Origin of the sequence: Pediococcus sp. EKM201D (genome assembly GCF_011800215.1) — a bacterium.
Taxonomy (GTDB): domain Bacteria; phylum Bacillota; class Bacilli; order Lactobacillales; family Lactobacillaceae; genus Pediococcus; species Pediococcus pentosaceus.
In genome coordinates this window covers 203,026-217,573 of the sequence record NZ_JAALFK010000003.1, presented here as the reverse complement: position 1 = coordinate 217,573, position 14,548 = coordinate 203,026, and the positions used below count along the sequence as shown (strand labels likewise).

Genomic DNA, 14,548 nt, shown 5'->3' with positions numbered 1-14,548 from the left:
AGAGATTAAGCCATGAAAACTGCATTACTGAGTGTGTCAGATAAAACTGGAATCGTTGAATTTGCTAGAGGTTTAGTTAAGGCAGATTTTAGAATCATATCAACGGGTGGAACTAAAAAAGTTTTGGAAGAAGCTGGATTATCTATTGTTAGTGTTGAAGCTATTACTAATTTTCCAGAAATGTTGGACGGACGAGTTAAGACGCTACATCCTGCCATTCACGGAGGATTGTTAGCGCGCCGTGACTTACCGGAACATTTGGCAGCCCTCAAAGAACATAATATTGATTTGATTGATCTAGTTTGTGTTAATCTTTATCCGTTTAAATCGACTATTATGCAAAATGGAGTGACGGAAGCAGAAGCAATTGAACAAATTGATATTGGCGGTCCTAGTATGTTACGCTCAGCGGCTAAAAATTTTGCATCAGTTTTACCCGTAGTTGATCCTAAAGATTATCAACCAGTTTTAGCTGCACTAGCCCATCAGACGGACAATGTTAAATTTCGGCGAGCGTTAGCTTTGAAGGTCTTTCAGCATACTGCTGCTTATGACACTTTGATTGCTCAATATCTTGGACAAAACGGTGAAATTTTTCCAGATGAACTTACCAAGACTTATACTAAAAAACAAGTAATGCGTTATGGCGAAAATAGTCATCAAAAAGCAGCCTTTTATGAAGATGCGCTACCTGTACCATTTTCGATTGCTCAAGCTCAACAATTGCACGGCAAAGAATTGTCATACAATAACATCAAGGATGCTGATGCCGCTTTAAAAATGAGCGCCGAATTTAATCAACCAGCCGTGGTTGCGGTTAAGCATATGAATCCATGTGGGATTGGATTAGGTCAAAATATTGAAGAAGCTTGGGACCGCGCTTATGAAGCAGACTCGATGTCAATTTTTGGTGGGATTATCGTCTTAAATCGACCAGTAGATTTGGCGACAGCAGAAAAAATGCATAAACTTTTTCTTGAAATTATTATTGCACCTAGTTTTGAAAAAGAGGCTTTTACAGTTTTAGCTCAAAAAAAGAACTTACGGATTATGACGGTCGATTTTAATCAACATCAGGATGCTAAAGAACTTGAAACAGTTTCAGTAATGGGCGGGCTCTTGGTTCAAGAACAGGATGCGGTAGTTGAAACGGCGACTGACTTCAAAGTGGTTTCTAAACGTCAGCCAACGGAAAGTGAACTTAAGGCAATGGTATTTGGTCAAACCGTTGTTAAACACGTTAAAAGTAATGCAATTGTGATTACAACTGATCAACAAACCTTAGGGATTGGTGCAGGCCAAATGAATCGAATTGGTTCGGTTGAAATTGCGGTTAAACAGGCTGAAGGTTCAGCCAATTTTAAAAATGCGGTGATGGCTTCGGATGCATTTTTCCCTATGGAAGATTGTGTTGAATATGCTGCTAAACATGGAATTAAAGCTATCGTTGAACCTGGTGGAAGTATCAAAGATCAAGCTTCAATTGATAAGGCGGATGAGTTAGGAATTTCATTAATATTTAGTGGACGTCGTCACTTTAGACATTAAGCGGAGGTACCAGATGGCAAAAGTACTTGTGGTTGGAAATGGTGCAAGGGAGCACGTTCTTGGACGTCAGCTATTGAAAAGTAATCAAGTAGAAAAAGTTTACTGTGCACCCGGAAATCCAGGGATGTTGGAAAGTGGCATTGAAATTATTCCTATTGGCGTCACAGATTTTGGGAAATTAGTTGAGTTCGCCCGGAAACAAGGTATTGATTTGACGGTTGTCGGACCAGAACAACCTCTACAGCAAGGAATTGTAGATTATTTTAGTACTGCGGGGTTAACGATTTTTGGACCGACTCAAGCAGCCGCTAAACTAGAAAGTTCTAAAGAATTTGCTAAAAAGATTATGCAAGAAGCGGGGGTCCCCACGGCTAGTTATGTTAGCTATCAAGATGAAGCTACCGCAATCAAAGGGCTAGCGAAAAATGATTATCCACTGGTAATTAAATCGGATGGCTTAGCGGCTGGAAAAGGAGTCGTTATTGCTAAAAGTCAGAAGGAAGCTACGACAACGATTCATAAAATGTTGGGTGAACATCAATTTGATACTAAGTCTATTATTATCGAAGAATTTTTAACAGGACAGGAATTTTCCTTGATGGCTTTTATTCAAGACGAACAAATTATTCCCATGCCTCTATCGCAAGATCACAAGGCAGCTTATGATGGTGACGAAGGCCCCAATACAGGTGGGATGGGAGCGTATAGTCCCTTGCAGCATTTTCCAAGTGATTTGGTTAATGAAGGTGTGGAAAAAATTATTCGTCCTATTATTCGAACACTTAAAAAGAAGAATATTGCTTTTTGTGGGATTCTATACGCTGGTCTAATAATGACAGACTCCGGTCCTAAAGTGATTGAATTTAATGTACGGTTGGGTGATCCTGAAACGGTGGTAGTATTACCGCAGCTACAAAGTGATTTATACGAAATGTTGCAGGGATTGCTCCACCACCAAGTGCCAGTGGTTAAATGGCAAAAAGACCAGGTTTACTTAGGAGTAGTAATTAGTTCGCAAACTTATCCGCAAGCTTCGGCAAGGGGAGTTGAACTAGCAGATTTTAATTACCTTCCATCCAATATTACAGTTAATTATGCGGGCGTTAGTTGCAAGCGAGACGGCCAATTAATTAGTAATGGGGGACGAATCCTATGTTTGACCACTGGAGCGAGCAATATTACGAAAGCTCAAGCAATATTGTACGGATGGTTAAATCAGCATCCAATTCTGGGCTTACGTTATCGAAGTGATATTGGAGATAAAGCAAAATAAAAAATAACCATGGAAGAACGATGACGGCGACTTAAAATAATTCGATTCCATGGTTTTTTTAACTAAAAAATTAGTAACATTTAATACTATATAAAGTGTAAAACGTTTTAAGTAAGTGCTATAATTAATCGTAAGTGTGGTATAGATATAGTAAAGAAGTAACGAGATAATTTTTACTTGTCATTGAGTGATTTCCCAAACAAACTGAACAGGGTTTGAGAGATTAGGACAATGACAGAGTAAAGCAAGATTATTTGATGAACATTTTAAGTAATCGGTTTAGTCATGATTTTAATGAGCACTAACTTAAGAAATGTGGTTTGTATACTTCTTTTATGAAATTTAATCGATACATCATTTATTGGTTTAATGGAAATTTTGATAGTGAAATTACGACGGATGAGTTAATTAACTTGTCCGTTTTGTGAGTAGTATGTTATCTAAATATTTTTAATGTAAGATATCCAAATAATGTATGAACTTAGAGTACCCAGTAATATTCAGCTTTTAAAAAAGAAGAAATAAATTTAATGTTTTGGGAGAAGTTATAAAAATGGTTGTTCAACATGATGAAATCAAAAAATTATTAAAGGGTAATAACTTAGATAGCACTAACGAATGGATTGTCTATGGTACCAAAGGTGAAAGGGGATATTGGATTGCGTTGAGTGATCGGGGGGTTACCCTGTTACCTGTTGCTCAGCAAGGAAATCTAACCGGGGAAATTATCCCCTTCGATAATCAAAAAATTAAAAGTATTGCCTTAAAAAAGAGCATTCTATCGGATAAGCTCATAATTGTGGATACTAAAAATAAAAAACATGTTCTAAAAGTAGCTACTCGCCATCTGGGAAATAAACATCATCATGGAGACTTTTTAAAAATTATTGAAAAATATAAAAAATAAAAAAACGATTTTAAGTGTCGATGAGGACATTAACTGTTATCTTAGAATTTTTGTCTCAATTCGGAAGATATCATAGTTACTTAAAATCGTTTTTTTATTTTAATCATTTAAGTTATAGCGTAATTTCATGTGAGCTGATCCTAATGTTACCATGTCACCAAGTAATTTAGTTTGACGGGTAAAGGATTCTGTAGCTAGTTGTTCATTAGCTTGTTCAAGAAATTGAGTTGGGTTAGTTTGGTGCTTGATTGCCCGATCAGTTTCATTTTGAATTCGACGATAAATACCAGTGGTTTCAAGTTCGAAGGTGTTCCGAAGATCAACGTATAAGTCGTAATCTGTATCACCTAAAAGAGCGGTAGTACAGCTCAGCCAATACATGTTGTTCATATCAAATGTACCAGTTGCATTCTTATAGACAGCTGGTGTGTCGGTGACATGAGCGTAAAAAGGAACTACCGTGTTGAACGTGTTGGCTCCGTATGCAAGCCAGTGAATGCCGGCAATTTCTGCTGGAACATGGTTTCGGATTTGAAGGATGTGGACATTATGATTCCGATTGATACCGATTGGACGAAAGAGGGTCTTTTGGTCCTCAGTACCGTTACCATATGGATCAAATTCCGTATTTTCAAAGTGGGAGCTCAAAACAAACTTAACGTCTTCAATAGAGATCTTTTTGTTAGCATGACAGATAAAAGGTAAATCTTGCTCCATGGGATCATTTTCAATCTCAGGGTTGAAGTATTTTTGGCCATACCAAGTACGGGGATTATTGTAAACAGTATCTTTAATAGAAGCACTACCAAAGATATGACGGAAATTATAACCGTCAAAATCAGGATTTAAGTGATATTCATCAATTAAATCTTTTAAATCAACTGAGCATAGCGTGTCATCAGATTCAAAATCAAATTGATCAATATTCATACGGTTAGGTGCCACAACGTAGGCGTCATCTGGTATACGAACGGCAGCCCAATGATGGCCACCAATCGTCTCCAACCACCAAACTTCTTCGTTATCAGAAAAAGCGATACCATTAGGTTCATATGTTCCAAACTTTTCTAAAAGAGCGCCTAAGCGTTTAACACCTTCACGTGCGCTGTGAATATATGGAAGGACGAGAGTAACAATGTCTTCTTCACCAATTCCATTCTCTACGAAGGGGTCCATACCTAAGACGCGTGAATTAGTAGTGATTGTCTCGGTTGCAGACATGGCAATATTTTCACTATTAATCCCCGCTGCGGGCCAGATTCCGTTAGTTAAAATGGAATTTGGCATTGATGTGTAACTCAAAGGCTGATCAGGAAGCTTGATTTTAACACCACTGATAACGGCTTGGTAATCACGTGGTTGTTCCTCGGGGTTAACGACCACGAAACGTTGAGGATCAAGAGCTTCATGACCATCATCATTACGGGAAATAATCGTTGAACCATCAATAGAAGCATCTTTACCGACCAAAATGGTCGTGCAAGAACCTTTAATTTTCTTATTCATAGATTAAAAACCTCCTAAAAATTTGTTATTTTCTATTATAGCGCTTTTAAATTGTTTTTGGTAACGAACGATAAAACGTTTTAAAAATAATAATGTTCGTATTTTTGTTTTAATGAAAAGGTTAATGTGCTAAAATGTTCGTTGTAGCTATCTTAATAATTACGTGGAGTTGGAGGAAATATGGAAGATATACAAAAACAAGGTGCCAAAAATGTTGAACTATCAACACCAAAGACGATTTTATTAGCTTTTCAGCATTTACTGGCAATGTATGCCGGGGATATATTGGTTCCATTATTAATTGGGGCGGCGCTTAAGTTTAATGCGCAACAGATGACCTATTTAATCTCAGTAGATATTTTCATGTGTGGAGTTGCCACTTTTTTACAGGTTAAACGCACTCCACTAACTGGGATTGCTTTACCAGTTGTTTTAGGATCAGCAGTTGAATACTTGGCACCGATGGAGCACATTGGTAATACAATGGGCTGGGGGTATATGTATGGTGGAGTAATTGCAGCCGGAATTTTTGTGTTTTTAATTAGCGGATTATTTGCTAGTTTAAGAAAATTTTTTCCAATCGTTGTGACGGGCTCTTTGATTACTTTAATTGGGTTTACCTTAATCCCCGTTGCTTTCCAGAACATTGGTGGTGGAAACGTTGCTGATAAAAACTTTGGAAGTTCTTCTAACTTAATTTTAGGATTTTTAACAGCTTTAGTTATTATTTTAATTCAAGTTTTTGCGCACGGATTCATCAAACGCATTTCAGTTTTGATCGGAATTATCGTTGGCTCAGTGATAGCAGTGGTAATGGGATTAATCGATCCTACACCAATCAGCCAAGCTCACTGGATTCAAATTCCAATGCCTTTTTATTTTGCAACTCCCAAATTTGAATGGTCCTCAATTTTAACCATGCTCTTGGCAGCAGTAACTTGTATGATTGAATCAACGGGAGTTTACTTTGCTTTAGCAGATATTACCAAACGGAATCTGACAGCCGATGATTTAAAACGAGGATATCGTTCAGAAGGAATTGCAGCCATTTTAGGCGGGATATTCAATACCTTCCCATATTCAACTTTTTCACAGAATGTGGGAATTGTGCAATTATCTGGAATTAAGAAATTAAAACCAATTTATTTCTCTGCTGGAATGCTTTTGATTTTAGGATTGATTCCTAAGTTTAGCGCGATTGCTACATTAATCCCGACATCTGTATTAGGTGGAGCAATGTTAGTAATGTTTGGGATGGTAGGTGCCCAAGGAATTAAAATGCTAGCTAACGTTAAAATGACCGTTAATAATTTATTGGTAATTGCTGTATCGATTGGAATTGGTTTAGGTGTAACTACTCAACCAACGCTCTTCCACATTTTACCAACCTCAGTTCAAACAATTTTAGATAATGGGATGGTAGTAGGCTGTATCACAGCAATTATTATGAATATTCTATTGAACGGTAACCAAGCCGTTGATGGAGAATAGTTTAATTTAAAATATATAATTAAAAACAAGAGATGATACTATTTGGTATGGTCTCTTGTTTTATTTTCTGAGTATAATGGAAGAAAAACGATGGAGCGGGTCTCATGAAGTTAAATGTCGAGTTGAAGGAACATTGGACTAACATTATTTCAAAAGAAGATGCAATCGAAATTAAGATTTACGATGGAACTAAACCACCAGTTGTTAACCATTCTGGTATTGGAATTTTATTATTTAAGGGAAAAGTTAAAAATATTTTCCAAGTAGAAAAAGAGTTAAAAGTGAAGGGAGATCGTTGGGATCGATTAATTTTAATATCTATTCCTGCTAACTTAAGACTCCATCATGTGTTACAAGGGTTCATTCATGTGGCAATAAAAAATAAAGTGACTTTGCCAAAACATTTAAAGAAAGAAAAGCTTCCCCCAGCAGTTCAAGAGTTAGTAGATCGGTTTGTTCAACAACAGCTTTTTATCATTAATCGATTTGGCTCGGATCATGTTTTGATTTCAGAAAAGTCAAAACTAGGAGGGAAGCCTAGCCACCGTTGGAATAAAATGGTTAGTCAGATTCCATTTTATGTGGATACCAAAGAATGTCAGGCAGAAATTCAATGGGTAAAGCGAAATGAAATGGTAATTAGGGCCGGAGCGATAATGAAACGCGAGGTTCCATTGAATAAAAATGGTTCAATTGGATTTGCTGCTAAAATGGGACAGAAAATTCGAGAAGATCATCAACAATCTTTTAAAGATTTTAAAACCACAGAAGATATAATATTAAAAAGTGTCAACGAAGTGGGGTTGTTTCTGTATTTTGCGGGAACTAATAGCTGGTTAGTCCTGAAAGATGCTAAAGGGCAAACGATTGACGCATGGACACGGGTAAACTAAAAAAGAGCTGTAAACGAAGTATTCGTTTACAGCTCTTTTTATAGTTTATTATTTAACTTTTGGTGTTTCAGCGATTGTTTCAGTCTTGCCTTTAGCAAATTGTTGGATAGCAACAACGCGTTCTTGACGGCGACGACGTTCGCGCTTACCAGAAACTTTACGTGCACGTGCAAATGAATTGTATGGTGACTTCATGGTGATCCTCCTCAGAAAAAAATAATCAATTACTATTCTATGATGAATGGTAGATAAAAGCAAATAAATTTATTAAATGGATTGGCGGTTCGCATTGAGTCGCTGGACCGTTCGCATTGCAATTTTACCAAAAATACGAATTAAAATTACTTGGATTGGCAATTGAATAATATTACTAATGATGCGAGCTGAGTTGTAATAAACGGCCGCTGCTGCACCAAAGTAAATGGATTGCCAAATGAAATTTAAGCCCATCGTGACAATTAGCATCACTAAGAGGCGTGCCACAATAATCCGCCACCAGTCGAATTTACCTGGGTATAGGAATATCGATTGGATTAAATTAGCAACCATAGCACTGATGGCCCAAATGGGTAAGTAAGGTCCCACCGGATTAGAAAAATACCCCACGGTATCACTAACTAATCCAAAGACAATTCCTGCCCAAGGTCCAAATAGCGCAGACACAACGGCTGCTGGTATATATTCGAAACTAACCAAGGTAAATTGAGGCGTCAAATGGATGGTGGTATAACGCGCTAACACAACATCCAATGCTGCCAACAAAGCCATAATGGTTAGATTTCGCACAGAAAAAACATTTTTGATACTAAAAAAATTCTTCATGCAAATCCCTCCAGTCTTTAGTTGGCCGTTTTAACGAAAAGGAAATAGCATGAAAAACTTCCCAATTCAACGGCGAGATGCGGAATCGATATCGCTGACAAGCATTCGTCCAACAAGCAACTCTCCGTCTTGTTGGCACTTAACGCATCGATTCCTACTCCATTGATAGAGCTAAGTTCATTATAACCAACTTAAAATAAAAATAAAGAGAATGAATTCGTTAATTAATATGAAAAATCGTATATAATGGCTTTAATGATGTAATAATTATGCCAGATGAATGGGAGTACGTATGCGATACCAATTTAAAAATAACTTAGAAGAAATTATTAGTGCCAAAAAAGTATTACAAAGATCAGGGATGAGCCAGAGATTATTGCAAAGAATCCAAAATGAGGGTCGCCTGATTGATGAAAACGAAAACGATGTAGAATTTAGTGATAAATTAATGCCTTTTGAACCAATTTGGATTGAATTGCCTGATGAAGAACAAGATCAAAATGTTGCAATTAGTGATGGTCCATTAGACATTATTTTTGAAGATAAAAATTGGTTATTAGTTAATAAACCTGCTGGACTAACCGCGGTCCCTGGTCCAAGTGATCGAGAAGATACATTGGTCAACCGGATTAAAGGTCATTGGCAGGCCATTGAATCTAAAAATATGATGCCTCATTTAGTTACCCGTTTAGATCGATTTACGAGTGGAATAACTTTGGTCGCCCGTCACCAAGTTTCTAACAGTTTATTAAGTGAACAAGTTGCGCATCATAAAATTAAAAAGATTTATTTAGCGATGGTTGATGGAGTAGTTCAAGCTGAAAAAGGAACATTTAATCAATCGTTAGGGTTAGCAGCCGATGGAATTCATCGAGAAGTACGGGACGATGGACAGCAAGCCACTACTAGTTTTAAAGTGCTCAAACGTTTTGAAAATCAAACGCTGGTTCAAATTCACTTAAAAACAGGAAGAACCCATCAAATTCGAGTTCATTTTGCGAATGCAGGTCATCCTCTAGTTGGTGATCAGTTATACGATGGACCAATGGATAGAGGAATTAAACGGCAAGCTTTGCACGCTTCATCGATCCGATTTTTTGATCCATTTATTGATGAAAAGGTTAGTTTTACAGCAGAATTACCAGATGATTTAAAGCAAATCGGGATGGAAGAGTAGCATAATTGCAGTTTCAGATAGGAGAACAAAATGACACAAGAAAATGAATTTGAAGACGTAGAAATGACGTTAGGCGAACCAGAATTTAATGCGATGTTGATGCAAATGACGCATGAGGTAAACGCTAGCAATGCGTCAGAATATAACTTTATGGGTAATACAACCCAAGAAGTTGGGGAAAATGTATGGGCAGTTCCAGCTTATTTAAGTGACGAATATGCGCTATTCTTTCTATATACAGAAATTGATACCGGCGATTGGGTCCTAGCCTTTTCCGAAGCAGATTTAGGTGAAGGGCAGTTTAATCTAGGAACTCCAATGACAACGGGTGAAGGCTTAAACAAATTATTCGAACAAGATCCCGATCGTGCCAAAATGGTATTGAGTTTTGTTAATGATATGGAAAAAGCTGGCGAAGGTATGTGGCGCATGGTGGAACAATAAAATTTTACATTTAAAAAGAGCGGACTATGGGGAGCGAATTAACGTAAGTTTCTTCTAAGAAGCTCTTTTTTTGTACCAACTTTTTGAATATATTTTTATGATATAATTAACTTCGACTAAAAAGAAAGGGGCGACGCGATGGCAACGATTTTGATCGTCGTTTTGCTATTGGCTTCCATTGGAGTAGGGTATGGGTTGCGAGCCAAAAAGCATAGTGAAACATTAGCGCAAGCCCGCAAAGCGGCAGAAAAAATTATTGAACATGAACGGCAAAAAACTAAAGCCGAAGTGGCTGAATATGAAAAAAATAGTGTTCAAGAAACTCAACAATATCAAGAGACCATTGACCAAGAACTCGCAGATGATCTACATGATAATCAACGTAAAGAGGCGTGGATTGAACAAAGAATGAACTTATTGAACCAAAAAAAGATTGTGTTAACTAATCGAGCAGATGCATTAGCTAAAAAAAGACAAAGTCTATTACAAGAACGTGACAACGTACGGACAACTTTAGGCGAAGCTAAACAACTAATTACTGATCGATGGAATAAACTTCAGGAAGTTGCTGATTTGGAAGAGCAAGCAGCTTCAAAGTTGGTTTTGAAAGAAACTAAACAAGATGCAATTCGTTCTAAAGATGAGTTTGTTAATAACGCTCAAACCGAATTAGAAAGCTCCTGCGAGCGTGAAGCTGAGGATTTGATAGCTTTAGCCATGGAACATAGTGATGTTCCAAGAGGTCAAGCCGAAAATCACCGCAGTTTTATTGCAGAAAATGCTGAATATCTTGGTAAACTGATTGGAAATTCGGGTCAGAATGTACGAGCAATTGAAGCATTAACTGGTGTAGATATTGTGATTGATGATCAAGAAAAAGAGGTCATTCTTAACGGATATGACCCAGTTCGTCGAGCAGTGGCCATGGAAACCATGGAAATGATTAAAACTGAGAAACGAGTTGTTCCAGATACAATCGAACGGTTGGTTAATAAGGCTAATAAAGTAATTGACCAGCGTATTCGCCAGTATGGGGAAGACGCGGTTCGAGAATTGAAATTAAAATATGTTGCGCCGGATTTAATCAAATTTATTGGTCGAATGCATTACCGGACGAGTTATGGACAAAATATTTTAGAACATTCTATTGAAACTGCTAAGCTAGCAGGTATTTTTGCTGTTGAGTTAGGTGAAGACGCTACTTTAGCACGACGTGCAGGCTTACTACATGATATCGGTAAATCTATTGATCGCGATATTGAAGCGACTCATGTGGAATTGGGTGTGGAATTGACCACCAAATATCGAGAGAGTCCAGTGATAGTGAATACTATTGCTTCTCACCATGGGGATGTTGAAGCTCGATATGTAATTGCTAATTTGGTTGAGGCAGCGGATGCCATTTCTGGAGCTCGTCAAGGTGCTAGAAGTGAATCAGTGGCTGACTATATCCAAAGAATTAAGAGCTTAGAAGAGATTGCTAACAAACATCCAGAAGTCAAGGAAAGTTATGCTATCCAAGCTGGTCGTGAACTTCGAGTAATTGTTCAACCTAAAGAGACAGATGATAAGACGATTCATAGTTTAGCTACTAACGTAAAGAATCAGATTGAAGAGGATGTTACTTATCCTGGTCAGGTGAAGGTAACGGTTGTTAGAAAGTTAGAGATTGTAGAATACGTGGAGAAAAAACAAGCATGAGTGAAGACAACACCGCACAGTTAGAAAAAATCGATAGTTTTGTTAAAGAGAAGCTTCAAGATGACTTAACCGGGCATGATTATGCTCATATTCAACGAGTGGTTAAGATGGCTAAACGCTTAATTGATGATCGCACTGAAAATGTAAATCAGTTTATAGTTTTCGCTGCAGGGTATTTGCATGACGTGATTGATGAAAAATTAGTTGAGAATCAGGCCGTTGCTGAAAATGAAGTAGCTCGGTTTCTAAGAAGCCTTGGAGTTAGCGATTTTGATATTGCTCATATTTTCGATATTATCACGCATATGTCATTTTCTGATAATTTAGGACAGAAATATAAATTATCCTTGGAAGGACAGATTGTCCAAGATGCGGATCGTTTGGATGCCATCGGAGCAATTGGCATTGCCCGTACATTTTATTACGGGGGTGCACATGGACATATTTTATATGATCCCGAAATCCAACCTCGTGAAAAAATGACGCATGATGAATATCGTGACAATAAAACGGTAATCAATCATTTTTACGAAAAACTTTTTAAGCTTAAAGATGACATGAACACACCTTTAGCACAAAAAATTGCGGTAGAACGGACGGAGTATATGAAAAGCTTCGTAAATGAGTTTAAAAAAGAATGGTAACAGTGAATTTAGGGGGATTTAGGAATGTTAAAAGATACTGATAATATACCCAGAGGGTATGTGATTGTATCCGCAGCCGTTGTTGTTTTACTTGCACTAGGTGTTAAGTTACAAAACACATTTATGCAATTTTTTGACCAGTTATTTAGTAGTATCGTTCAAGGAACGGCTTTTTCTTTTCTTGAGCCAATCATGCGCTTAATTACGATGATTGCAGATACCAAGCTTGGTTTAATTTATGCAATCATTATTGCAGTATATTTGTGGTTTAAAGAACAGCAACGAGTAGATGCTATCTGGGTCATTTGTACAATGTTTGGTGGCGCTGTAGTAGCGTTTATTCTAAAAGAATTGGTTAAGCGTCCGCGCCCAACTATTGATCAAATTATTCCAGAAACAGGTTTTAGTATGCCTAGTGGGCACACCTTTGAAGCATTTTTAGTGTTAGCTTTTATTTACCTTTATTTTGTCCGTCCAATTCAGTCTGATAGTAAGCGGCGTTGGGCTTTTCGAGGATTGATTCTATGGCAAGTCTTAGTAATGTGGTCACGAATTTATATGGGGGCTCATTACCTTACTGATACGGTTACGGCGGTAGCTTTAGGCATAGTGTGGCTATGGGTTGCTTTATGGCTTTACCAGATGCTATATGATTGGATTGCCAGCTTTGTTGCTCCTTCAGGGGGACGACATCAACGACAACATTAAAATATTTTACTTAAGGGCCTAATCTTTTAGGTTCTTTTTTTCTGATTATTTCCTGATCGAACCGGTCCAAAACGACTTTTTTGGTAAAGCGGTTTCTAAAAAATAATTTGTTTTTTGGAAGAAAAACCTTTTAATTATTAATCTATCAATGTTTTAGCGGCCTAAAACAAAATATTAAAGAAGGTATCTTTTTTTTTTTGAGCATGCTATAATGAGCTTGTGCTTTTGGTTAGGTGCTTTTGGTCAGATCGTTTCATTTTGAACTATCCCCATTACTACCGGCTCAAGCTACAAATTAAACAATGCCGTCTATTACTATATAGATTAGGTTTACAGGAGGATGTTCATAATGGAACAAGGTACAGTTAAATGGTTTAACGCTGATAAAGGTTTTGGTTTTATTACTCGCGAAGATGGTAGTGACGTATTCGTTCACTTCTCAGCTATCCAAGGTGACGGATTCAAGACTCTTGAAGAAGGCCAAGCAGTTTCTTTCGACGTTGAAGAAAGCGACCGTGGACCACAAGCAGTTAACGTAAACAAAAACTAATTTAAATTAAAATAGTTATGAGAGTAGGGAGCTTCGGCAACCTACTCTTTTTTTATGCAAAACATAAAGATTTAGTTAAATACTATTAATTAATTAGGTATAATGAATTAATTGAAGAGGAGGCCTTGAAGAATGATTGAAACTAACCAAATCGTTATTAATACTTGCTTACTTGCAGGTCGAATTATGATTGAAAATGGCTCTGAGATGTCACGAGCAGAAGATACAATGAAAAGAATTGCGATGAATTCAGGTGTTAATAATTTAAAAATTTTCGGGACGATTACTGGAATTATTGTTTCAATTCCAAATTCAATGGACTCTCAGGTGGAAGGGATTAATCGGCGAGCGATTGACCTAGAGAAAGTTTCTGCGGTTAATACTTTTTCAAGACGCTATGCGGACAAAGATATTACGTTAGAAGAGTTTTACGAAAAACTAAATACTTTGGATGAGGCGACGCCATCCTTCCCATTTTGGCTTCAAGTGATTGGAGCAGCCCTAGTTAGTGGACCTTTAATGACAGCCTTTTCTGGAAATATGGTTGATTTAGGAATTACTACTTTGACTGGGGCGTTAGGCTATACGCTATTTTATTTTGTAAATCGGATTTTAAATATTAAATATATTAGCGAATTTTTTGCATCAATTATAATCGGAATTATAGCTGTATTCGCAGTGCGTTGGGGATGGGGACATTCTATCGATGATATTATTATTGGATCAGTGATGCCGTTAGTACCGGGGGTGCCACTAACTAATGCTGTTCGCGATATTTTAAATGGTCACTTGGTTAGTGGTCCGGCTCGTGGAATTGAAGCTTTATTATCAGCATGTGCAATTGGTTTTGGGATTGCCTTCGTATTTCGTTTTTTGTAAACAAA

At 37.3% G+C, this 14,548-nt stretch carries 15 protein-coding genes and 1 riboswitch; of the genes, 12 read left to right on the top strand and 3 right to left on the bottom strand.

Annotation, left to right across the window (positions count from 1 at the left end):
* Positions 1-12 precede the first annotated feature (12 nt).
* From purH to HFC68_RS06075, 3 genes are all read left to right on the top strand, one after another.
* A complete protein-coding gene (gene purH, locus HFC68_RS06085) occupies positions 13-1,548 on the top strand; it encodes a bifunctional phosphoribosylaminoimidazolecarboxamide formyltransferase/IMP cyclohydrolase (protein ID WP_011673675.1) in 1,536 nt (511 codons plus the stop codon).
* Positions 1,549-1,561: 13 nt separating this feature from the next.
* On the top strand, positions 1,562-2,821 hold the full coding sequence (gene purD / locus HFC68_RS06080; RefSeq protein WP_011673674.1) for a phosphoribosylamine--glycine ligase: 1,260 nt from the start codon (positions 1,562-1,564) through the stop codon (positions 2,819-2,821).
* 553 nt (positions 2,822-3,374) lie between these two features.
* Positions 3,375-3,728, top strand: coding sequence for a hypothetical protein (locus tag HFC68_RS06075; RefSeq protein ID WP_011673673.1), 354 nt, complete (start codon positions 3,375-3,377; stop codon positions 3,726-3,728).
* Positions 3,729-3,827: 99 nt separating this feature from the next.
* On the opposite strand, the gene HFC68_RS06070 is transcribed toward HFC68_RS06075, so the two are convergent.
* Entirely contained in the window at positions 3,828-5,234 is a 1,407-nt protein-coding gene (locus tag HFC68_RS06070; RefSeq protein ID WP_160211268.1) for a C69 family dipeptidase, read from the bottom strand.
* Between the two features lie 180 nt (positions 5,235-5,414).
* Here HFC68_RS06070 and HFC68_RS06065 point away from each other — a divergent pair, with 180 nt between their 5' ends.
* Positions 5,415-6,725 carry a nucleobase:cation symporter-2 family protein gene (locus HFC68_RS06065; protein ID WP_011673671.1) on the top strand — a complete coding sequence of 437 codons (1,311 nt, stop codon included), beginning with the start codon at positions 5,415-5,417 and terminating at the stop codon, positions 6,723-6,725.
* Positions 6,726-6,829: 104 nt separating this feature from the next.
* The gene (locus HFC68_RS06060; RefSeq protein WP_011673670.1) at positions 6,830-7,618 is read left to right on the top strand and encodes a hypothetical protein; all 789 of its coding nucleotides are present in this window, start codon (positions 6,830-6,832) and stop codon (positions 7,616-7,618) included.
* 48 nt (positions 7,619-7,666) lie between these two features.
* On the opposite strand, the gene HFC68_RS06055 is transcribed toward HFC68_RS06060, so the two are convergent.
* Together HFC68_RS06055 and HFC68_RS06050 are read right to left on the bottom strand one after the other, a co-directional pair.
* Entirely contained in the window at positions 7,667-7,813 is a 147-nt protein-coding gene (locus HFC68_RS06055) for a hypothetical protein (RefSeq protein WP_011673669.1), read from the bottom strand.
* 72 nt (positions 7,814-7,885) lie between these two features.
* Positions 7,886-8,440: a folate family ECF transporter S component gene (locus tag HFC68_RS06050; RefSeq protein ID WP_002833304.1), complete on the bottom strand. Its 555-nt coding sequence runs from the start codon at positions 8,438-8,440 to the stop codon at positions 7,886-7,888.
* 68 nt (positions 8,441-8,508) lie between these two features.
* A riboswitch (THF riboswitch) is annotated at positions 8,509-8,604 on the bottom strand.
* A 128-nt stretch (positions 8,605-8,732) separates the two neighbouring features.
* On the opposite strand from HFC68_RS06050, the gene HFC68_RS06045 reads away from it, so the two are divergent.
* The 7 genes from HFC68_RS06045 to HFC68_RS06015 all read left to right on the top strand — a co-directional run bounded on the left by HFC68_RS06045 (position 8,733) and on the right by HFC68_RS06015 (position 14,543).
* The gene (locus tag HFC68_RS06045) at positions 8,733-9,617 is read left to right on the top strand and encodes an RluA family pseudouridine synthase (protein ID WP_011673668.1); all 885 of its coding nucleotides are present in this window, start codon (positions 8,733-8,735) and stop codon (positions 9,615-9,617) included.
* A gap of 30 nt (positions 9,618-9,647) precedes the next feature.
* Positions 9,648-10,061 (top strand): hypothetical protein, encoded by a 414-nt coding sequence (locus HFC68_RS06040; RefSeq protein WP_002833306.1) that lies wholly within the window; start codon positions 9,648-9,650, stop codon positions 10,059-10,061.
* A gap of 138 nt (positions 10,062-10,199) precedes the next feature.
* On the top strand, positions 10,200-11,762 hold the full coding sequence (gene rny / locus HFC68_RS06035; RefSeq protein ID WP_011673667.1) for a ribonuclease Y: 1,563 nt from the start codon (positions 10,200-10,202) through the stop codon (positions 11,760-11,762).
* A complete protein-coding gene (locus HFC68_RS06030; protein WP_011673666.1) occupies positions 11,759-12,406 on the top strand; it encodes an HD domain-containing protein in 648 nt (215 codons plus the stop codon). The genes rny and HFC68_RS06030 overlap by 4 nt, the downstream gene beginning before the upstream one ends.
* Before the next feature lie 24 nt (positions 12,407-12,430).
* Positions 12,431-13,114, top strand: a complete 684-nt coding sequence (locus tag HFC68_RS06025) for a phosphatase PAP2 family protein (protein WP_167399724.1) — start codon at positions 12,431-12,433, stop codon at positions 13,112-13,114.
* A gap of 349 nt (positions 13,115-13,463) precedes the next feature.
* Positions 13,464-13,664, top strand: a complete 201-nt coding sequence (locus tag HFC68_RS06020) for a cold-shock protein (protein WP_002833310.1) — start codon at positions 13,464-13,466, stop codon at positions 13,662-13,664.
* Positions 13,665-13,796: 132 nt separating this feature from the next.
* Positions 13,797-14,543, top strand: coding sequence for a threonine/serine exporter family protein (locus HFC68_RS06015; RefSeq protein ID WP_011673665.1), 747 nt, complete (start codon positions 13,797-13,799; stop codon positions 14,541-14,543).
* Positions 14,544-14,548 lie beyond the last annotated feature (5 nt).